This is a genomic window from Cylindrospermum sp. FACHB-282 (assembly GCF_014697195.1).
In the GTDB taxonomy this organism is placed as follows: Bacteria; Cyanobacteriota; Cyanobacteriia; order Cyanobacteriales; family Nostocaceae; genus Cylindrospermum.
Genome location: NZ_JACJRJ010000015.1, coordinates 1 through 23,750, shown reverse-complemented (window position 1 = coordinate 23,750; position 23,750 = coordinate 1). Strand labels below are relative to the sequence as shown.

Here is a 23,750-nt window from a genome sequence, read left to right as displayed (position 1 = left end):
ATTTTGAATTATTTATCTGTTTCTTGTTCTTTGTTGTCTGGAAGCTATCCGACTTTCAGCCCGTTTATTACTTTCTATAAATGATGCTGTTTCACCAATGTCCTGAGTTAAATATTTAGCTAAAGTCCTGATGGTTGGATATTCAAAAAGATTGGTTATTGAGATTTGTTTCGGAAAAATTACTCGCAGTTTGCTATGAACTTGAACAAGGAGCAATGAATGTCCACCAAGATCAAAGAAGTTATCATTAATCCCCACTTTCTCAAGATGCAGCAACTGTTGCCAAATCTTAGCGATGGTTTCTTGTGTACCTGTTTGGGGTGGTTCATAGGTTGCTTCTAACTCTGGGCGCAGGCTATCTGGTGCTGGTAAGGCATGACGATCTATTTTCCCATTGGGCGTTAAGGGCAAGGTTTTGAGAAATACAAATGCTGAGGGAATCATGTACTCTGGCAATTTATGTTTGAGGAAACTACGCAGGTGATTAATGCTTGGGACTTGTTCGCGGTTGGGAACAATATAAGCTGTCAATCGTTGATTATTTTCGGCTTTGTTAACTGTAACTACGGTTTGTTGGACTCCAATATTTTGGCGTAATAAGACTTCAATTTCTGCCAATTCAACCCGATAACCCCGGATTTTTACCTGCTGGTCAACTCTACCCAAAAACTCAATGTTACCGTCACTTAAATAACGCCCTAAGTCGCCAGTTTTGTATAAGCGCGATTCCTGATTAAAGGGGTGGGAGATAAATTGCTGTGCTGTTAATTCTGGTTGGTTAAAATAGCTGCGAGCTAAACAGGCTCCACCTATGTAAAGTTCACCGGGTACGCCAATGGGTGCTGGTTGTAATTGTTGATCTAATATATAAACTTGGGTATTGGCGATTGGGCTTCCTAGGGGGACTGTTTCTGAATCGAGATTTGCTGGCTGACTCTGGAAAACCGGATAAGTCAAAACGCCTACGGTGGCTTCGGTGGGTCCGTAATGATTAAAAATTTGGCATTGGGGGGCTTGCTGTTGGATTCGTTCAACTAGTTCCCAAGTGGCTGCTTCACCACCTAAAATTAGGCGCTGACGCGGCAGGATAAATTGTGATTCTGCGGGGGCTGATGCGAGGAGGGCGGCTAGATGGGAGGGGACAATTTTCAGACAGTCAATTGAATATTCACGGCAATATTGGGCAAGGGACGTTGCATCAGTAGCACAGTCTGAAGATATGATATGCAGACAACCTCCCCGACAAAGGGCAGGGAAGATCATGGTGTTACCTAAGTCTGCACTCAAGGTGGAAACAGTCGCAAAGTTAGCTGTTGCTGGCAAGTTAAGTTTGTCGGCGATCGCCAAGGTATAATTGAGCAGTTGTTGATGCTCAATGGCTACTCCTTTGGGTTTACCTGTAGAACCGGAGGTAAATACTACATAAACTAGATTCTCTGGGGTTACTTCACTCCCAGGATTAACATCACTTTCTTGAGCAATTGTTTCCCAATCGGTATCTAGGCAAATTACCTGGGTTGTCTGTATGGGTAACACCTTGACTAGATGTTGTTGGGTCAATAACAATGGTGTTTGGGCATCCTGTAAACGGAGATTTATACCCTCTGTTGGTAATGCTGGATCTAGGGGTATGTAGGCTCCACCTGCTTTGAGGATTCCTAGCATTCCCACAATCATATTCAGAGAACGTTCTACACACAGCCCAACTAGAACTTCTGGTTTCACTCCTTGCTTTTGTAAATAGTGCGCGAGTTGGTTAGCTTTGCGGTTCAATTCTTGGTATGTTAGTTGCTTTCCTTCACAGATAACGGCAATCTGGTGAGGTGTGATTTCTGCCTGTTCTGTAATTAGTTGGTGAATGCATTTATTTTGTGGGTAATCAATCTGCGTTTGGTTAAACTCCACCAACAGTTGATGGCGATCGCACTGACTTAGTATATCTAATTGGTTAATCGCTGCTTGGGGATGCTCTGTAGCACTGGATAGCAAAGTCTGAAACTGTCTCCCTAAGCGTTCAATGGACGCGGAGGAGAAGCAATTGATATCATAATCAAATTTGGCGGTAAAAGTGCGATCGCCTTGAATGCAGGTTAATTTAACCTTGAATGGCTCAATACAACTGTAGACTTTGTCAACACTAAACGATACACCCCCAGCCAAGGACTTTTCCGGGATTTGCTGAAACTCGAAACCAATGGGGAAGGCTAAAGGATCATCATCTTCCACCGGTTCGGGAACGAAATAATCCTGCCATTCTTTACCATTTTCTAGGCTTTGGGCTAGGAGTTCTAAGACTTCAGCAAACCGTAAGTCTGCGGCTAAATCAGATTTAATCGGTATCCAGGTAGCCAGAAGCCCCAAAACTCCATGGAGTTCTGCATATTCTCTGCGATCGCTAGCCATACCAATCATAACTTCCGACTGTCCTGTAAGTCGCCAAATTAAAGTTTGCCAACAAGCTACTAAAACTACAGCGACAGAAACATCCTGCTGGTGAGCTAAAATTTCCACCTTAGCTCTTACGTCCGGATCTATGATTAATTTAAAATCATCAGTCTCGAAACTAAACTCATTTTTATATTTACGTTCAAAAGGCAACTTTAATGTAGCTAGAGATGAAACTTTTTGCTGACTCCAATATTCCTTAGCTGCCTCTGCATCCTCATCTTCAAATAATTGATTTTGCCATTCTGAAAATTGCAAATATTGCACAACTTTATCAGATAATTCTTCACCTTCCACCCAAGCAGCATAAGCACCGCTGATTTCATTCACTAAATTATAAATTGTCTGACTATCTGCACACAAAGCAGGCAAATCAACAATTAAAATATGCTTATCTTTAGACATTTTAATTAGAGACAAACACCATATTTGCCCTGACTGCTTGGCAGCGAATAAATCTTCAACATTAGCTAACTGTTCCTGCTCATTTGCATCACTTAAATCAATATATCGCCACGAAAAAGAGTTATTTTCACCTATTACCATAACCGGAGTCTTTACACCAGGTACAGTATCAAAACTTGTCCTGAGAATTTCATGGCGATAGATGACTTGTTGAATAGCAGTTGTGAAAATTTCTGCTTGCAGATGCCCCCCAATCACAACCAGGCATTTAGTGCGGAAAGCAGAACTATTCTGCTGCAAAAACCAAAGGCGTTTCTGTTGGGGAGAAAGTTGAAAACCGCTAATAGTTTCAATCATTATTTTCTACCTCTGGTAATATTTTGGCTATTAATCATTTCTCCCATTGCCACTACAATTTTGCGCTGTCCTTCATAAGGATTGCGTCCGTGTGCAACCAGCATATTATCAAGCATCAAAATATCTCCTTTCTGCCAACAAAAGCTAGTTTGAGACTGTTGATAAACTTGATTTATTTGGGAAATTACTGAATCTTCTATCGGGCTACCATCCCCATAATAAACATTCCGTGGTAGTCTTTCATCCCCAAATAAAGATAACAGAGAGTCTCGCGTTTCTCCATCCAAATATGCAATGTGGTGTAATTGAATTTGATTGAAAAATACCCAGTCACCAGTTTTAGGATGTGTGATTAGTGCAGGGCGAATTTGCCGTGTAACCAAACAATTACTATCATACCATTCAAAATCAATTTCAAACTGACGGCAGTAACTTTCTACTACAGCTTTATCCTTAGTGTGAAAGAAATTTTGCCAGCTAACATCAAGACTATTAGTGTAGTTACGAACATACATTAACTGTTTCTGCTGTAATTTCTCGCCCAACTCAGGTTGAAGTAGTTTATAAGCCTTTCTACAGTCAATTATTGGTGTTTCTCCCCCAACTTGAGACGGTTGAACACAATAAAACCAAATCTTTAAAGGCCACTGATGTAAGTGAGAACTTTCATTGTGAAACAAAATCGCTTTATCGGCTGGATAAGGCGTAGAACCATAAATTTTACCACTCACTCCAGCGCGGGGTAAATCGCCATATTCACCAAATAATTCTGGGCAAATTCCTTGGGCAAAACCTTCAAATTCAGCAGCAGAATTTACAGGAAAACCTCTAAACAGAATTGCCCCATGCTGTAATAATTGTGTTTCGATAAATTCCCGGTTATTTTTCGCCCATTCGGCAAAATCAATAGCCTCTACATCAGGCTGAATGACTAGAGGGAACTTTTCTTCTTGTTGCAGATAGCTAGTTTTAATTAATTTTGTAGATGAAATACTAACAGCTTTCGGGGCAATACTCCTAAACTTTTGGCGTTTGAGTTCTTGACGCTCCCGTTTTTGCAAATCTTGTTGTTGAATTTCTGTATCTGTCAGCATTTCTAAGCTGTTAATTTTTGCATCTGGTTGTGTCACCATGCTATTCAGTAGAGTTTGGAAGTGAGATGTAATTTGAGTGATGGTACTGGTGTCAAACAGGTCAGCATTATATTGCCACTTACCTTTAATTCCCTGTTCTGTTTCCGTGAGAAACAAAGCTAAATCAAACCTGGCAATTTTGTTTTCCATTTCCATCAGGCTTAATGTCACTCCTGGTAATTCTAAGGCTGGCATAGGGGCATTCTGGAGGACAAATAACACCTGAAATAGTGGCGGTGTGTTGCTCAAGTTTCGCTCTGGGCGCAATGCTTCAACTAATTTCTCAAAGGGCAAATCTTGATGAGCATAAGCGCCTAATGCTACTTCACGCACTCGTTTAAGCAATTCTCGAATAGTGGGATTACCACTTAAATCAGTACGCAAAACTAGCAGGTTGACAAAAAACCCAATTAATTGTTCTGTTTCCCAGCGGTTGCGGTTGGCGACATCAGTACCCACAACAATGTCATCTTGATTGGTATAGCGTTGTAGCAACACTTGAAAGGTTGCTAATAATGTCATAAATAAGGTGACACCCTCTTGGCGTGAGAGCATTTTTAGAGATGCAGAGAGAGGGGAGGGAATAATAAATGATTGACTAGCACCCCGGCTAGTTTTGACTTCTGCCCGTGGACGAGTTGTTGGGAATTGCACTATCGGAAGATTACCGCTTAATTGCTTTTTCCAGTAGGTGAGTTGGGCTGCAAGTACTTCACCCTGTAACCATTGTTTTTGCCAGATAGTAAAGTCTACATATTGGATAGGTAGTTCTGTGAGGGGTGAAGGAAGGCTAGCAGAAAATGCTGTATACAGTGCTGCTAATTCCCGCACAAATACGCCTAATGACCAACCATCAGCAATAATATGGTGAATTGTGAATAAGAAAATATGCTCCTGTTGGCTGATTTGTAAAAGAGTGCATCGCAGTAATGAGCCTTGGGTGAGGTTAAAGGTGCGTTGCGATTCTTCTAAAATCATTCTTTGAATAACTGCTTCTTGCTCTGTTGCTGGTATCTCCTGCAAGTCTACTATTGGCAGGTTGGCAATTATATTTGGGGTGATGGATTGAAATGGTTGCCCATCAACTACATAAAAGCTAGTACGCAATGTTTCGTGGCGACGCACAATTTCAGTTAAACTCTGTTCCAGGGCGGCTAAATTCAAGTTACCCTTCAGGTACACAGCCGCCGGCATATTGTAGATAGAAGTATCTGGCTGGAGTTGTTCTAAGAACCACAATCTTTCTTGGGCAAAGGATAGGGGTAAATTTCCATTGCGGGAAACAGGCTCAATGGGGAGGGTTGTTTGTCCTAGTTTTGCCTGTAAATTGTTGGCTAGTTCAGCAATTGTCGGTGATGCAAACAAACTCCGTAGGGCTAAATCTACCCCCAAGGTTTGCCGGATGCGAGAAATTAACTGTGTAGCTAATAATGAATGTCCGCCTAATTCAAAGAAGTTGTCGTTGATTCCTACCTGTTCTACACCAAGTACTTGCGCCCAAATTCCGGCTATCATCTCCTCTGTAGGATTTCGGGGAGAAACAAAGTCTGTTGTCAAATCAGTTCTAGATATATCTGCTGCTGGTAAAGCGCGACGGTCTATTTTACCGTTGGGTGTCAGGGGCAATTTTTCTAGCGTCACGAAGGCTGAGGGCAACATATAACTAGGCAGCTTTTCTTGGAGGAAATGACGCAGGGAACTAATTGTCAGTACCTGCCCTGGATTTGATACCAAATAAGCTACCAAGCGTTTATCTCCGGGAACATCTTCGCGGGCTATGACTACAGCCTGGAGGACATCTGGGTAAAGGCTCAGTGCAGCCTCTATTTCTCCCAACTCAATGCGGAAACCACGTATTTTTACTTGGTGGTCAATGCGTCCCAAGTACTGTAGATTGCCATTTGCTAAGTAGCAGGCTAAGTCCCCAGTTTTGTACAGACATGCTTCGGGCTGATCGCTAAAAGGATTGATAACAAATGCTTGAGCCGTTAACTCCGGTCGATTGAGATAGCCACGAGCTAAACCCGCACCTCCTACATACATCTCACCAGGAACGCCCACAGGTAGTAGTTGCCGCTGTTGATCTAGGACATAAACCTGCAAATCGGGAATCGGACGACCGATGGAACTCTCTATACTCAGACTCAAATCTGTTGCTGTGATTAGGCGATAAGTGACATGGACAGTGGTTTCTGTAATGCCATACATATTGACTAATCTCGGCGCCTTGTCTCCGTGACGGGCAAACCAAGGCTTTAAGCTTTGAACGTCCAAAGCTTCCCCACCGAAGATCACCCAACGCAAAGCCAAGTTTCTCGGAGTTGTGATTGTCTCCTCAGCAGCAATCAATTCCCGGAAGGCTGAAGGGGTTTGGTTGAGAACCGTAACTTGTTCTTGGCAGAGTAAGTCATAGAAGGCTGCCGGGGAACGACTCACCCAATAAGGTACAACTATTAACCGCCCACCATAAATCAAAGCACCCCAGATTTCCCACACTGAGAAGTCAAAGGCATAAGAGTGAAATAGAGTCCAAGTATCTTGTTGATTAAAGTTAAACCAAGGTTCCGTGGCAGCAAACAGGCGAACAATATTGGAGTGATTAATTAATACGCCTTTAGGCTTACCAGTTGAGCCGGAGGTGTAAATTACATAAGCCAGGTTCTCAGATGTGCTGAGGTTTGTCGGATTCTCTAGCGAGTTTTGAGTGATAAGTTCCCAGTCGGAATTAATGCTGAATACTGGAGTGTGATGTTGGGGTAAATTTTTTAGCAGGTGCTCTTGAGTTAATAATAGGGAGATTTGAGCATCTTCTAAGATGAATGCTAGACGCTCCTGTGGAAGTTGGGGATCTAAGGGTACGTAGGCTCCTCCTGCTTTGAGAATCGCCAGCAGTCCCACCACCATCTCTAAGGAGCGTTCTACACAAATTCCAATGAGTACATCTGCTCCTACACCCAAACTCCTCAAGTGGTATGCTAGTTGGTTGGCGCGGATGTTTAATTGCTGATAAGTTAGTTGCTCATTTTCAAACACTACTGCTACAGCGTCCGGGGTGCGTTCTACTTGAGCTTCAAATAATTGGTGTATGCATAGGTTGGGATAATCTATTTGAGTGTTGTTCCACTGCTGAATCTGTTCTATTTCTGGTGGAGTTAGTAAGGGTAATTCAGAAAGTCGTTGTTCTGGATTGGCAACAATGCCTGTGAGTAATGTCTGGAAATGTGCTTGCATTCGGGCGATTGTGGCGGCGTCAAACAAATCGCTGTTGTATTCCCACACCCCCATTAATCCTTGTTCAGTTTCCGTCAAAGCCAGGGTGATATCAAACTGGGCTGTTTCGCTGGGAACTTCTACCGGACTTAAACTCAATCCGGGAAGCTTTAACACCTCCACTGAGGCATTTTGCAAAACGAACATCACTTGAAATAGTGGTGAGTGGCTTAAATTTCGCTCTGGCTGTAACTCTTCTACCAGTTGTTCAAAGGGCAAATCTTGGTGAGCATAAGCATCTAGGGTGATTTCCCGCACCCGTCGCAGCAATTCTCTAAAGCTGGGATTACCTGATAAATCGGTACGCAGTACGATAGTATTTACAAAAAACCCAATTAACCCTTCTATCTCACTACGGTTGCGGTTGGCGATGGGAGAGCCAACGAGGATATCAGCTTGACTCGTGTAGCGATAAAGCAAGGTTTTAAAGGCTGCTAGCAGAGTCATAAACAGGGTAACTGTTTCCTGCTGGGAGAGAGACTTTAGTTTTTTGGTTAAAGTCTGGGAGATTAGCCAAGACTGCTTTTTGCCCCGGAATGTTTGCATAGGTGGTCGTTGGCGATCGCACCGAAGTTGCAATACAGGCAAATTACCAGCCAGTTGTTTTTGCCAATAAGCTATTTGAAGCGATCGCACCTCTGGCAACCATTGTCGCTGCCAAACCGCAAAATCTGCATACTGCAAGGATAATTCTGGTAATGGTGAAGGCTGCCCCAAACAAAATGCTGCATAAAGTGCCGCTACTTCTCTCACCAATACCCCTGCTGACCAACCATCAGCAATAATATGGTGAATAGTAAATAGCAAGATATGTTCTGCTGTTGCCAATTGCAAAAGTGTGACTTTTAATAACGGACTTTGGCTTAAGTCAAAGGAATGCTGAGATTGTAACTTAGCTAATCTTTCCACCTCTACCGCTTGCTGTTCTGGCAGTAATTCCCGCAAATCAACCATAGGTATACTCAGATTTAACGCCTCAGCAATCACCTGGATTGGTTCCCCCTTGGCACTGGTGAAACTTGTCCGCAAAGCTTCATGTCGCCGCAGAATTTCGTTAAAACTCGCCTCCAGTGCAGGGACATTTAACAAGCCTTCCAAGCGTAAAACCCGTGAAATGTTGTAAGTATGATTACCCGGTTCTAACTGGTCGAGAAACCATAGCCGTTGTTGGGCAAATGACAAGGGTAACTCGGCTGTGGGTTGCATTCGCGCAATGGGTGCAACTGCTAATTTTTGCCCTTCCCCCATTACCGTTTCTATCTTTTGAGCTAGTCCGGCTACTGTCGGCGTCTCAAACAAACTCCGCAGGGCTAACTCTACACCAAAGGCTTCCCGAATTTGAGAAACAACTTGAGTTAACAACAGCGAATGTCCACCCAACTCAAAGAAATTGTCGTCAATTCCTACTTGTTCCAAATTCAGAAGTTTAGCCCAAATCGCCGCCAGAACCTCTTCTACAGGTGTGCGGGGAGCCACAAAGGTTTTTTCTAACTCAGGGCGTGCTGTATCGGGTGCTGGTAGCCGTTGACGGTCTATTTTGCCATTGGCAGTTAAGGGTAAAGCTTTGAGAATGACAAAGGCAGAAGGCACCATATATTCAGGCAATCTAGCCCGCACATAACTAGGTAATTCATTGATTTGGCTGGGGGAATCCTGGACGATATAAGCCGTCAGATGGGTATCTCTGGCTAAGACTACTGCTTCCTTAACATTTGGATGCTGCTGCAATATGGTCTCAATTTCTCCCAACTCCACGCGGAAGCCGCGAATTTTTACTTGGTAGTCGCTGCGTCCCAAATATTCGATTGTCCCATCTGGTAAATAGCGCCCCAAATCGCCGGTTTTATAGAGTCGCGCTTCTGGTTCGTCGCTGAATGGATGGGGAATAAATTTTTCAGTTGTTAACTCAGGCTGATGTAAGTAACAACGTGCTAACCCTGCACCACCAATGTAAATTTCGCCCTTAACTCCCACAGGTGCTAGTTGCATATTTTCCAGCACATATACCTGGGTGTTAGGAAGTGGTTGACCAAGGGGGACTGTGGCAGATTGGGGATGATTGCTAAACTCAACGGAATAGGTAAGTACACCCACTGTGGCTTCTGTGGGGCCGTAGTGATTGAATATTTGACAATCTGGTGCATACTCCCGAATCTGCTGAATTAACTGCCAACTGAGAGTCTCACCACCTAAAATCAACCGTTTTCTAGGGAGCAAAGCCTGGGGTGTGGGGGATTTTAACAGGGATGCTAAATGAGCGGGTACAATTTTCAGACAGTCAATCGGATATTTGCGTGTGTATTCCACAAGTGCGGTTGGGTCAGTTGCGCGATCGCCAGATAAAATGTGCAGACATCCCCCCGTACACAAAGAAGGGAAAATTGAAGTGTTTCCCAAGTCGGCTGCTAAGGTAGAAACTAAGGCAAAGCTCAGACCCTCTGACAGATTTAACCGGTTGATGATCCCATAGAGATAATTCACCAGCTGACGGTGTTCAATTGCTACTCCTTTTGGTTTACCTGTAGAACCAGAGGTGAACAGTACATAAACAAGATTCTCTGGGGTAACGTTGCTGTGGAGATTAGTATTACTAGTTTCCCAATCAGAGTTTAAACAGATTATCTGAGCAGCATTATGCGGCAAAGTTGCAATTAAATGCTGTTGTGTCAGTACTACTGAGGCTTGAGCATCTTTTAGCCGTAAAGCTAAAGCTTCTGTAGGTAATGTTGGGTCTAGGGGGATGTATGCTCCACCTGCTTTTAAGATGCCCAATATCCCGACAATCATTTCTAAGGAACGGTCTACACACAGTCCCACCAACTCCTCTGGCCCCACTCCCTGATTTTGCAGGTGGTGAGCTAGTTGATTTGCTCGTTGGTTCAGTTGTTGGTAGGTTAGTTGTTGGTCTTCAAAGACGACAGCTATGTTGTGAGGTGTTTTCAGTACTTGTTCCTCAAACAGTTGGTGAATACATTTGTTTAGAGGATAATCTTGCTTGGTGTTGTTGAACTGGTGGAGTAATTGTTGTCTCTCCCTGGGGCTGAGAATGTTTAACTGACTGATGGTTGCATTCGGATTGGCGATCGCACTAGCTAACAATGCCTGAAACTGTCCAGCCAAGCGGGTAATGTCTTCTACAGCAAATAAGCTAGAGTCATAGTGGAAGGCTGCGGTGATGTGGCGATTTTGGCGAAGACAGGAAAGTTTGACTTTAAAGCGATCGCCACAAAGGTATTGTTGATAAATTCCCCAAGATACATCAGCAGCTACACACTTTTCGGGTTGCTGATTAAACTCAAAGCAAAGCGGAAAAAAGCGGGAATTATGAGTATTTGATTCTGCTATTTGTTCCCAACTGAAGTAATCCTGTAGCTGGGAGTTTTCACCTATAGTCTGGCAATTTTGAGATAGTATATCTATTAAATTAGATTCTGCTGTTAAATTTATCTGTAGCGGTAATAATTTGGCAAATAGCCCCAGGGCATTCTCTAATTCCTGATATTTACGTCCGGCAAAAGCCATACCAATAACTAAATTTTCTTCTTGAGTCAGACGCCACAGCAAAATCTGCCAGCAAGCTAATAAAAACTCAGCTAGAGAAGTATTGTATTGCTGAATGAAAGTTTCAATCTGTTCTCCAAGAGTAGAATCAATAATCAAAGTTTGGGTTTGCGGCTGAAACTCTAATATTTCAGGAGGTTGTTTTTCTCCAGGAATTTTTAATCTTCTTAAGTCATAAATATCCTGTTTACGCCAATAGTCTCTACCTGCTTCTGTATCTGCTCCCTCCAACAATTCATTTTGCCATTCTGCCAAATCTGCATATTGTAATGGTTCGCTATCTATGACTTTCCCTGCCACACAAGCTGCATAAGACTGGCTAATTTCTTGCACCAATATTTTTAGGGTTTCAGCATCTGCACACAACGCCGGCAAGCTAATCAGTAAAATATATTTAGATGGAGCTAAAGTCACCAAAAATAGATTTAAAGAAGAACCTTGCACCAAGTCAAATGGCTGTTTGCTTAACTGATGAAATAGACTTGTCAATAATTCTTCTTGTTCGGGAATCGAGCAACTACTAAAATCATAGCTTTCCCTCCAGGTGATGCTGTTATTTCTAATTACCTGCAACGGCATATCCATTCCTGGTAAGCAATGAAAATTACTCCTGAGAATTTCATGCCGTTCCACAACTTTTTCTAAAGCTAATTTCAAAATATTGACATCAAGATTTCCTTCTATCAAAACACCACACTGAACACGATAAGCTAGTTGGTCATTTTGTTGCAAATGCCATAAATATTTTTGCTGGGGTGATAGTCGAAAACCTTGCATTTCTTCTAGCATGAACTTTCTCCGTATTTGACACTAAATAAATTAATTACCAAATTGTTCTGCCATTCCTACTACAACCTTCCGCTGTCCTAGATATGGCATTCTTCCATGTGCTGTGAGCATATTATCGAGCATTAAAATATCTCCAGTCTGCCAAGAAAAAATTACCGTTTCTTTTTGATAAGCGGCACGAATTGCTTCTAAGGTAATATCTTCGATGGGTGAACCATCACCGTAATAAGTATTATGTGGTAGTTCTGCTTCTGTAAACTCTGCTAACAATGCTGCGCGGATGGTTGGTTCTAATGTTGATATATGAAAAAATGCAGCATGATTAAACCAAACTTGCTCACCGGTTTTTGGATGTGTAGTAATAGCTTGACGACGTTGCCAGGTTCGCAAGCGATTTCCCGGCTTCCACTCAAAGTCAATACCATTGTTGTAGCAAAAAGTTTCTACTTCTGAGGGGTTGGTGCTTTGAAACACTTTTTGCCAAGGTAAACCAAAACCATCACCAAAATTACGGACATACATTACTCCTTTTTTGAGGAAGCGATCGCCAATTTTGGGGTTAATTTGTTGCAATAGTTTTCGCGTGTCCGCAATTGGTGTTTCTCCACCTTGATCTGCTGGTGTTACACAGTGAAAGAAAATTTTTAATGGCCAAGTTGCAGCGTAGGAGTTCTCGCTGTGGAGAAAGATACTTTGGTTAGCTGGATAATCAGTTGAGGTGTAAATATTGCCTTGTACTAAACTTCGAGGGGAAGAGCGATCGCGATATTCAATTAACTCACCAGAAACTGTCTGAATAAATTGCTCAAACTCAGCCATATCTCTCGTTTGAAAGTTGCGAAATAATATACCCCCATGCTTTAGCAAATTTGTGGCAATTAACTCCTGATTACTTGCTGCCCATGTAACTAAATTCACTCCTTCTACAGTGGGTTGAATTAGCAAAGGTAAGGAATTATCAGATGATAAAAATCTTGTTTTTACCAATGCTGCATTTGTTAGATTAATCCCTTGCCTTTTTTTTGATCTGATTTGTGGTAATTCGGGAATTTTCATTATTTGTCTCTTGTTACATCATGTCCGGCTGATTAGTTATGATTCCTTGTTCTGAGCAAAAGTCTAAAAACTCTTTCTCCCCCTGCAAGAAACTCCCCTCCACCCTTGCACTCTTAATGATAAGTTTTTAACCAGACGCGATATTATTCCTCTGCTTCAACAAATACCTTCTGCTTTTAATCTTTGAGAAATTATAATTAATCATAAAAGTCCAATATTTCGTTTAATTCATTGTTTTTGCTTCAAATCACTCGATGAAGATAAAATTACAAGTCATTATTTATTAACCGTTGATTTTTCTGGAAAATTCAACTAACAGCAGCTTGGTTTGTGTAGTTTTTATCTAGTTTAAATTCATCTTTTTTGAGCATATACAATACAACTTCTTGAGCATAATCCTTATCAACAAATCTTGCCTGAAGTTTAAGACCTGCTTTTTCCATCACTCGTATAGAAGGCGCATTTATCGCAAAAGCAACAGCTAAAATACACTCTATTCCTAACTCAGAAAAACCTTTTAAAATCAGTGCTTTAGACCCTTCCGTTGCGTAACCTTTTCCCCAAGCAGCTTTTTGCAAGCGATATCCTAGCTCAATATCATTAGCATTAGCCAATTTGGGATCGAAATAAGAGGCATCTCCTATAAGTCTAAATAGGAACCAGCCAATAAACTCTTGGCTTGATTTTTCAATTGCTGCCCAAATTCCATAATGATCATATTTTTCATAGTAGGAAAAAAAATTAGGTAAAATTTGGGTTTGAATAATTCTGTATTCAGTTGGCTGTCCTAGATTAGTTGTAAAACGAACGACATCAGGATCACTATCTAATTCAAACAAGTTATCAGCATCATCTTCTGTAAATTGTCGCAAAATTAATCGCTCTGTTTCCAATAATATTTTCATGCTTGACGAATTGCCTTCCGTTTGCTTAGTTTTAGCTTTTGCAGTGAGCTATCTTCCAGCTTTTTGGCTTGGTTGAATTGTTCTTCTTTATCAGCTAAGGCAAGTATGTTAGCCAACTCATTTAAACTGATATCTGGTTGTGCAACAATCTGACTGAGAAGCATTTCAAAATGAGCGCTCATTTTTTTAATAGTCATTGGATTAAATAAATCTGTTTTATACTCCAATGAACCTTGAAAACCTGCGGGACTTTCCCAAATGCTAAACTTTAAATCAAACTTAGATGTACCGCTATCAACCTCTAGGGGATGAAGAGTTAATTCAGGCAGTTCAATAGTTGGTATCGAGGCATTTTGCAGAATAAACATAACTTGAAAGAGTGGATTGTGACTCAAGTCACGCTCTGGTTGCAATTCTTCGACTAGCTTCTCAAAAGGTAAATCTGGATGAGCATAAGCCCCTAAAGCTACTTGGCGCACTCGTCCTAATAATTCCCGAAAGCTGGGATTTCCTGATAGGTCAGTACGTAAAACTAGCGTATTGATAAAAAACCCAATTAACCCTTGAGTTTCTGCTTTGTTACGACCAGCCACAGGGGAACCAACTACAATTTCGGTTTGTTTGCTATAGCAGTAAAGCAATGTTTTGAATACAGCGATGAGAGTCATAAACTGAGTTACACCCTCTCGTTGGTTAAAGTCGTTGACAGATGCCCTCAGAGTCTGGGGAAATTCAAAGAATTGCTTTTTCCCTATAAAGGTTTGGATAGCTGGCCGGGGTCTGTCGGTGGGAAGTTGCAATATAGGTAAATTACCCCTTAACTGCTGCTTCCAGTAATTTATCTGGGTGTTTAAATTTTCTCCTTGCAACCATTTTCTTTGCCAATAGGCAAAATCTGCATATTGGATGGGCAGTTCAGGCAGAGGGGAAGTTAAGTTATGAGAAAAAGCTTGATAAATTGCCGCTAGTTCTTGAATCAAAATACCAATTGACCAACCATCAGAAATAATGTGGTGCATGGCCAGCAACAGCACATACTCCTGCTGTCCTAAATGCAAGAGTTGAACTCTTAGGAGTGGTTGTTGGGATAAGTCGAAAGGCTGTTGAGCAAACTCAGTGGCCAGAGGCAACGCTTCAGCCAAAGTTACTCCTAACAATTCTACAACTGGCAGTGTCAACTTGTAGTCAGATATCGCCTGGACTGGTTTACCATCCACATCTAAGAAGCTCGTCCGCAAGGCTTCGTGACGCTGCACGACTTCATTTAGACTTTGTTCTAAGGTGGTTACATTTAATTTTCCAGTTAAATGCACAGCAATTGGCACATTATAAAAGGGATTCCCCGGTTCTAATTGGTCGAGAAACCACAACCGCTCTTGAGCCAAACACAGGGGTAGATATCCATCACGGGGTATCGGCTTGAGTTCTGGCTGCTGAGATTTGGTACTTGTTGATAAAGATGGAAATATATCAGCGATACTGGCATCTTGTAACAAGTCAGTTACAGATATCACCACCCCAAAATCTACCTCTATCTGATTTTTGATCTCGAAAGCCATTAAGGAATCAATACCCAAAGCAGTTAAAGGTTGTTGCGGTTGCACTTGGGATAGGGGAATTTTTAATACTTGAGCTACCAATGCTTGCAGGTAAGACATTGATCCCAAGTTTGGCTGGTCGCTGCTAACAATATCTGCACTGTCCAGGATACTTTCGCCTACTACCTGCAAATTACTTGCCAAAAACTCGGCTTTACAGGCCCGGCGTTGAATCTTACCGCTAGAAGTTTTGGGAATAGTACCCGGTTTGATTAATACTACTGCATAAGCTTGCACCTCATATTCTTGGGCTACTGCCTGACGAATGGCTTTGGTGACTTCTTCTAGATGGGGTTTGGCGCGAAACTCTAACTCTTGTACCACTACTAGCCGTTCTTCGTTGTCAACATCTACCGCAAAGGCGGCACAACTACCTAAACGTAAGGATGGATGGCTGGACTCTGCTGTGAGTTCGATGTCTTGGGGGTAAAGATTTCGACCCCGAATGATAATTAAATCTTTGCTTCTACCTGTAATGAAGAGTTGGCCATTGTGCAAAAAGCCTAGGTCACCTGTTCGTAAGAATGGCCCTTCATCAGGATCTTTTAAATATGCCCCAAAAGCTTGCTCTGTCTGCTCTGGGCGATTCCAATAGCCTTTACCTATACTGGGGCCAGATACCCAAATTTCTCCAACTTCATCAGGTTGGCAATGAACTAGTTTTTCTGGATGTGCAATGATAATTTTTTGGTCAGGTATGCTTTGACCACAACCTACTAAGCTGTAAATGTTTTGAGATGGGGCAACATCTACAATTACTTTGTTGCTGGCTAGTGCTGCTTTCTGGACTTTTTGAATTGTGGGTGCTGCTGTTTTTTGACTACCGGAAATCATCAGAGTTGCTTCTGCCATGCCATAGCAGGGATAAAATGCTTCTGGGCGAAAGCCACAGGAGGCAAAGGAGGCAGCAAAGCGTTCTAGGGTATCTTGTCTGATGGGTTCAGCACCGTTAAAAGCTACACTCCAACTACTTAAGTCTAGGGTGGCTTTTTGTTCTGGGGTGATTTTTTGGCTGCACAATTCATAGGCAAAGTTAGGCCCACCACTGGTTGTGCCTTGGTAATGGGAAATAGTCTGCAACCAACGGTAAGGACGTTGGAGAAATGAAGCCGGCGCCATGAAGATGCAAGGGAAGCCACCATACAAAGGTTGGAGTATGCCACCAATCAGCCCCATGTCATGATAAGCCGGTAGCCAGGAGACAAATTTGCTGCTGGGGGAATGTCCCATCAATTGGTAAGTTGTGGCAGCATTGTGCAAGAGATTGCCATGACTGAGCATGACACCTTTGGGTGTGCCTGTTGAACCGGATGTATATTGGAGAAAGGCGATCGCCTCTGGATTGATTGCCGGTGCTTGCCAAGATGCTGCTATTCCCTGTTCTAGGTTGTCGGTAGTTAACCAGTGCAAACTTTCTTGGTTTGTTTTCTCTGCAAGTAAAGATTGGATTGTGGGCAAAATTGCGGTTGTTGTCAGGGCAACTCTTACCTCTGCATCTGCCACAATAGCCTGGATTCTGGGGGTGTTGCGCTGATTGCGCGGTGGGTAAGCCGGAACTGCGACTACGTTGGCATACAGACATCCGAAAAAAGCAGCGAGATAATCTAATCCTGGTGGATACAGCAATAAAGCACGTTCACCACTATAACCCAATGCTTGAAGTTGAAATGCGATCGCCTGACTACGCCGATCTAACTCTTGGTAAGTTAGTGTTGCTGTTTGGGTTTCGCCATCTTGCAAGAATGTAAAAGCGTAACTATCTGGCTGGATAGAACTTCTGTAGCGCAGAAGATCAACCACTGTAAAACAGTTAGCCAAAATTTCTTTTAAGCCGTTGGAAGGTTTAGTCATTTTCATGGGACGCATCTTACCTGTAGGGTGCGTTCCCTAACGCACAAATCATGATTTTTAACGACACAAACCATACCCCATATTTGCTATTTTCTGTCCGTTAAGTCCTAACCATGTCGGATGGTAATTGCTGATCAAAGGTAGGAGTAGGATTCTTTACGCACACTACCTGTAGGGTGCGTTCCCTAACGCACTAGTTACCATTAGGGCTTACTTTCCTTGACAAATTTACCGTCTTTTCAGGTTTTTTTGATGCGTCAGGGGACGCATCCTACCTGTAGTTACCATTAGGGCTTACTTTCCTTGACAAATTTACCGTCCTTTCAGGTTTTTTTGATGCGTCAGGGGACGCATCCTACCTGTAGGGTGCTGCCCAGCACAAACCATACCCCATATTTGCTATTTTCTGTCCGTTAAGTCCTAACCATGTCGGATGGTAATTGCTGATCAAAGGTAGGAGTAGGATTTTACTGAGTTATATTGCTATAACCTCTCAATTACGCAAAATCATATTAATGCAAATCTTTAGCATTTACAACCCCTTACGTAAGAAATATTTTGCCACCTCTTTCAGAACACTTAAGTTATACCTATTGACAAAGAATGTCTATCTCATGGTAGAAATTAGGTAACAGCCCTTTCGGGTCTCTTGCTTTTTACGCTGAAAAATGGCATTTTGTTGCCGGATATAAGTTGTCTAAAACGCCAGAAATACTTCCAAAGACTGACTTTTAGCAGATAAACACCTATTATGGTTTATCTGTTGCCATCAACATTCCCTTGCTAAAGCCTGTTGCTAAAGGACAGAGATAATTCTACAAACTTGATAATTATTTTCGATAAATTATGTATCACAGATAACAAAAAACTATTCTAGAAGTATCCTATTTTTGCAAAGAACTACTAATAAGTTAATGCTTAATTAGTGTCAACTGCCAGTCAAATGGTGCTATTGGGTGTGAGGGTTAATCAGAGAAACGTATGAAACGACAACAATTATTACCAAGCCTGTTGCTCACAGGTTCAGCTATCGTCTTGCTCACAACTCCGGCTGTAAGTCAGGAGGTAGAAAATCTAGAAGGGCAGAGCAAAGGTGTTCTCAATACTAAAGACACTAGTTCTACTCAAACATTACCCCTGTTAACTGCGGTACAGACATCTGTGCCAACCACCAACATCCCGCGACTGAGTCAAACAGTTCCCGACTCGCAAACTTCGCCGGCAGTCTCACAAGTTATCGGCATCAAACTGGAGTCAGTAGATAATGGTCTAGAACTAACTCTGCAAACCACCGATGGGGAAAGTTTGCAAATCCTGAATCGGAGTCAGGGCAATAATTACATTGCCGATATTCCCAAAACCCAACTACGTTTACCATCAGGCAATACATTTCGCCAAGACAACCCAGTAGCCGGAATCACTTCGGTGATAGTGGCTAATCAAGATGCCAATACTATCCGAGTCACTGTCACAGGAACAGCAGGTTTACCAGCAGTCGAATTGTTTGATAGTGATGAGGGTCTGATTTTTGGGTTGGTGCCAGTTGTATCTTCAACACCACCAGAGCAACCAACAGCCCAGACACCACCAGAGCAACCAACAGCCCAGACACCACCAGAGCAACCAACAGCCCAGACACCACCAGAGCAACCAACAGCCCAAACACCACCAGAGCAACCAACAGCCCAAACACCACCAGAGCAACCCCAACCGCAAACAGAGCAACCAGCAGCCCAAACAGAGCAACCAATTGAATTAGTAGTAACAGGTGAGGAAGATGGATATCGCATATTAGACGCCACAACTGCCACCAAAATCGATGCTCCCCTGCGTGATATTCCCGCCTCTATTCAGGTGATCCCCAAGGAAGTTATAGAAGACCGGCAAGTTGTACGTCTAAACGAGTTAGCGAATAATGTCAGCGGCGTCCAACAACAAACAGGTTACGGTGGAATCTCTTCTCAGGGTTACTTTATTCGTGGGTTTGGGTCTGGGTTTGAAACTATCCGTAACGGTTTTAGAGATTTCGGTTTTCTCTCTCCTCGTGATGTCGCCAATGTTGAGCGAGTCGAATTTCTCAAAGGGCCTGCATCAGTGCTTTACGGTAGCGCTCAAAGTCCAGGGGGCATAGTTAATACCATCACCAAGAAACCATTGGCAGATCCGTTTTACAGGGTAGGGATGACCGTTGGTAGCTATGACTTTTACCGCCCGACGATTGATTTTACAGGGCCAATCACAGAGGATAAATCCCTTCTTTACCGCCTCAATGCAGCCTATGAAAGTGCCGGCAGTTTTCGGGACTTTAATGAAAGCGAAAGTACTTTTATCGCTCCGTCACTTAGCTGGAAAGTTGGGCCGCGAACTACTATTGGATTCGATTATGAATACCAGAAGTATGACTATGTTTATGATCGCGGCTTACCTCCATTAAATATTTCTTTAAATGTTCCCATTAGCCGCTCCATCATCGAGCCTGATTTACCTCGTTCCGAGTTTAGATCCTCTTCATTCACTTACACCCTGGAGCATGAAACCAGTGATAATTGGAAATTCCGCCAGGGCTTAAATGTCCTGAACGTTGATGGACTCACCCGGATTATTCAAGGTACGACATTGGCAGCAGATGGCAGAACATTGCAGCGTCAATATCGAACGTCAGATGAGGAGCAGAATAATATCTCTCTGCAAAACGAAATTAGCGGTAAGTTCAACACTGGCTCAATTCGCCATAATGTTTTGTTTGGTTTGGAAATAGGCCAATACAAACTTGATTACGACTTTTATAGAGGATCTATTGCTGGACTCGATCTGCTAAATCCAGTATATGGTGCCCAACCAGGGCCTGTGAGTCGGTCTTTCTATGATCAATATGGTAGTCAAAATGTGGCGCTGTATGTTCAGGATTTATTTGAGTTAACGCCCAATTTAAAAATCTTGGCTGGTGGTCGCTTTGATTGGGTAGATTCTTACTACAGAGACGTAGTTGGCAATGCCTATAATATTGAAACATCGACTTCAAATTTTTCACCACGAGTTGGCATAGTTTACCAGCCTAGTAACTCTACTTCGGTCTATGCTAGTTGGACAAATTCATTTAATCCGCAGATTTTTTCTCGTAGTCGCTCAGGAGAAACTTTTGATCCGGAAACTGGGGAACAATTTGAGGTGGGGATTAAGCAGGAGTTTTTGAATAAGCGCCTCTCGGCTACTTTGGCGTATTTTGATATTACTAAGCAAAATGTACTGACGACTGATCCAGTAGATGATGCCTTTAGTATCCAGACAGGTGAACAAAGAAGTCGTGGTCTTGAACTAGATATTACAGGTGAGATTCTCCCAGGATGGAAAGTTATTGCTACCTATGCCTACACAGATGCTTTTGTTAGTCAAGATAATGATCCTGGCTTGGTTGACGACAAATTGCAAGGCGTACCCGCACATAGCGCCAGTTTATGGACAACCTATGAACTTCAAAGTGGTAATTTGCAAGGTTTAGGATTTGGAGCGGGTTTAGTGTTTGTGGATGAGCGGGAAGCGACTCTGCCTAACAGTATCAAAATTCCTTCTTATGTCAGAGCAGATGCTAGTGTGTTCTACCGCCGAAATAATTGGCGAGCTGCTCTCAATATCAAAAACCTGTTTGATACTAATTACTACGAATCCCAAGGCTATTACTTAACGCCTGGTGCGCCATTGACTGTTTTGGGAACTGTTTCCATCGATTTTTAACTTCACAAGCTGTCGTCAAGATTCAAACAGGAGCATCTAAAATGAAGCCTATGAAAATCCGCAATATTGCCTTCATTCTGCACCGCTATATCGGTTTAGCCGTTGGATTGCTGCTGATTTTTGTTGGTTTGACGGGCAGCTTGTTAGTTTTTGAAGATGAAATCGATGAACTGATCATCGCTCACCAATTTGAAAAAGTGATTCCCCAAGGGGAAAGGATTTCTGTTGAGTCGGCGCTGAATCTTGTGACAGCAGCTTATGCCAATCGGCCTGATCTTCAGCCGACATCGATCATTACCCTGCCAAAAAAAAGCACTTATGTTGTACGAATGAGTCCAAAGGAGGGCGAAAATAGGGAGGTTTTTGTCAATCCCTATACTGGTGCAATTTTAGGCGATCGCGGACAGGAAACGTCCCTCCGGTTTAAGATGATTGATTTGCATTACAGTTTGCTGGCTGGTAAAACTGGGGCAATTATCGTTGGTATTGGGGGTTTTTTGTTATTTGTCCTGGCTATCTCCGGCTTAGTTCTCTGGCCGGGTTGGCGCAGGCTGATTAGTGGCTTCAAAATTAAACTCAATGCCCATCCGAAAAGGGCACTCTTTGATATTCACAAAGTTGCAGGCATCGTTTCTGCTGTCTTTCTCACCCTGATCGCTTTCACTGGCTTCTGTTGGAATTTTGAGGATTTCACTAAACCTGCTATCTATGCCGTCACCTTTACCTCAAAGCTATCTAAACCTGTTTCTCAGCTTGTGCCTGGTAAATCACCCCTAGGTATAGATGAAATTTTACAGAAAGTTGATTCAGCTTTAACCGATGCTGTGACATCTTTTATTTTGCTACCCAAAAAGCCAGAAGATGTCTTCAGTATTTATCAGAAATTGCCCCAAGAAATTAATAGCTACGGCAACAGTGCTATTTATTTAGACCAATATAGCGGCGAAATCTTGCGGATAGATAATGCACTGAAAGCACCATTAGGCGATCGCATTTTAAATTCTTTTTATCCTTTGCACTATGGCACCTTCGGTGGCTTACCTACCCGCATTCTCTACGTTTTTGTGGGACTTTCTCCCCTGATTTTGTTCATTACGGGCTTGGGGATGTACCGCTATAAATACCCAGGGAAAAATGGCAAACAGCAGGCTATGAAAATATTTGAGCCTTCAGACCGATGAAAAATTTTCTGATCGTCTGGATCGGCCAGACGGTTTCGATGATTGGTAGTAGCATGACTAGCTTTGCTATCACTATCTGGGTATGGCAAGTTACAGGACAGGCTACGGCTTTAGCTTTGTTTGGTTTTTTTACACAAGTACCGCAAGTATTGATGGCGCTGATAGCTGGGGTGATTGTAGATCGCACCCAGCGAAAATTACTGATCATGCTTGGTGATACAGTCAGCGGTTTGGTGACGATCGCCATCTTACTCGTTTATTTAACCCATCATCTGCAACTATGGCACTTATATCTAGCTGTGGCTGTCAAGGGAACTTTTGAGCAATTCCAACAACTAGCTTACAGTGCGGCGATTTCGACAATGATCCCCAAGCAGCACTACGGCCGTGCTAGCAGCATGGGCTTTTTAGCAAGTTACGGCGCTCAAATCATGGCGCCAGCACTAGCTGGTATGGTCTACGCAACCATCGGGCTTGTAGGGATCTTAATTATTGATCTCACAACTTTTGCGATCGCCATAATCACAGTTTTGCGAGTACACATCCCCCAACCGACAATCACAGTAGCAGATACCCAAAGCCCGACAAATATTCAACAGGAAATGAGCTTTGGCTGGCGCTACATTACCGCACGCCCCAGTTTACTTGCCATTTTAGTAATAACTTCATTGTTTTGGTTAGCCCATGACATTGGCAGCTCACTTTATGCACCGATGATTCTGGCCCGCACTGGTAACAATGCCCAGTTGCTAGGACTCTTAGCCTCAGCAGCGGGAATTGGTGGGGTTATAGGAGCATTGGTTACTAGCCGTTGGGGTGGTTTCCAGCGTCGGATAGATGGAATGTTGCTGGGTATGGTGGGTGCCGGCTTGAGCAAGACTATCTTTGGTTTGGCAGGAATGCCATTAATTTGGATTCCTGCACAATTTTGCTCATCTCTCAATTTTCCATTGCTGGGCAGTTCTATCGATGCTATCTGGTTAAGCAAGGTTAAACCTAATATCCAGGGGCGTGTCTTTGCCACACGCTCAATGATTTTGCTGATAACTTCAGCATTCGCTACTTTAATTGCTGGCCCCCTAGCAGATTACGTTTTTGAGCCGATGATGATGCCTGGCGGTAGTCTCACACCTATAATGGGCAAGCTATTTGGCACTCAAAAAGGTGCAGGTATAACCCTTTTATATGCGGTATCTTCCCTGAGTTTGTTAGTTGTCGGTTTCAGTGGATATGCCTGCCGGACGCTCCGCAATCTAGACACCATTTTGCCAGATCACGACGCGGATACGGCTTAGATCGCCGATTAGAGAAGTCGGGGATCTTGTTGTTCAACACCTCCGGAAAAGGTTTTAATTTAGCTTAAACGAAAAGAAGCCCCACACTCACTCTTAGGAGTGTGGGATGAATTTTTGGGCGACGACGAATTGACCCCCAACTAATTCAAACCATAGGTTTGACAGGACGGGG

Annotated in this window: 8 protein-coding genes; 3 read left to right on the top strand and 5 right to left on the bottom strand. The window is 42.8% G+C overall.

The window, feature by feature from the left end; all coding sequences use genetic code 11:
- Positions 1-12: 12 nt before the first annotated feature.
- The 5 genes from H6G32_RS10070 to H6G32_RS10050 form a co-directional block, all read right to left on the bottom strand.
- Complete coding sequence (locus H6G32_RS10070; RefSeq protein ID WP_190457690.1) at positions 13-3,207, bottom strand: non-ribosomal peptide synthetase; 3,195 nt, start codon at positions 3,205-3,207, stop codon at positions 13-15.
- Positions 3,207-11,960, bottom strand: coding sequence for a non-ribosomal peptide synthetase (locus H6G32_RS10065; RefSeq protein WP_190457688.1), 8,754 nt, complete (start codon positions 11,958-11,960; stop codon positions 3,207-3,209). Before H6G32_RS10065 ends, H6G32_RS10070 begins: the two co-directional genes overlap by 1 nt.
- 30 nt (positions 11,961-11,990) lie before the next feature.
- Positions 11,991-13,016 carry a TauD/TfdA family dioxygenase gene (locus H6G32_RS10060; protein WP_190457686.1) on the bottom strand — a complete coding sequence of 342 codons (1,026 nt, stop codon included), beginning with the start codon at positions 13,014-13,016 and terminating at the stop codon, positions 11,991-11,993.
- 308 nt (positions 13,017-13,324) lie between these two features.
- The gene (locus tag H6G32_RS10055; RefSeq protein ID WP_190457684.1) at positions 13,325-13,921 is read right to left on the bottom strand and encodes a GNAT family N-acetyltransferase; all 597 of its coding nucleotides are present in this window, start codon (positions 13,919-13,921) and stop codon (positions 13,325-13,327) included.
- Positions 13,918-17,370 carry a condensation domain-containing protein gene (locus tag H6G32_RS10050; RefSeq protein WP_190457682.1) on the bottom strand — a complete coding sequence of 1,151 codons (3,453 nt, stop codon included), beginning with the start codon at positions 17,368-17,370 and terminating at the stop codon, positions 13,918-13,920. Before H6G32_RS10050 ends, H6G32_RS10055 begins: the two co-directional genes overlap by 4 nt.
- A 981-nt stretch (positions 17,371-18,351) precedes the next feature.
- Here H6G32_RS10050 and H6G32_RS10045 point away from each other — a divergent pair.
- From H6G32_RS10045 to H6G32_RS10035, 3 genes are read left to right on the top strand one after another with little or no spacing between them, the layout of a single operon-like run.
- Positions 18,352-21,102 (top strand): TonB-dependent siderophore receptor, encoded by a 2,751-nt coding sequence (locus tag H6G32_RS10045; RefSeq protein ID WP_190457680.1) that lies wholly within the window; start codon positions 18,352-18,354, stop codon positions 21,100-21,102.
- A gap of 41 nt (positions 21,103-21,143) precedes the next feature.
- On the top strand, positions 21,144-22,283 hold the full coding sequence (locus H6G32_RS10040) for a PepSY-associated TM helix domain-containing protein (RefSeq protein ID WP_190457678.1): 1,140 nt from the start codon (positions 21,144-21,146) through the stop codon (positions 22,281-22,283).
- Positions 22,280-23,578, top strand: coding sequence for an MFS transporter (locus H6G32_RS10035; RefSeq protein ID WP_190457676.1), 1,299 nt, complete (start codon positions 22,280-22,282; stop codon positions 23,576-23,578). Before H6G32_RS10040 ends, H6G32_RS10035 begins: the two co-directional genes overlap by 4 nt.
- Positions 23,579-23,750: the final 172 nt, after the last annotated feature.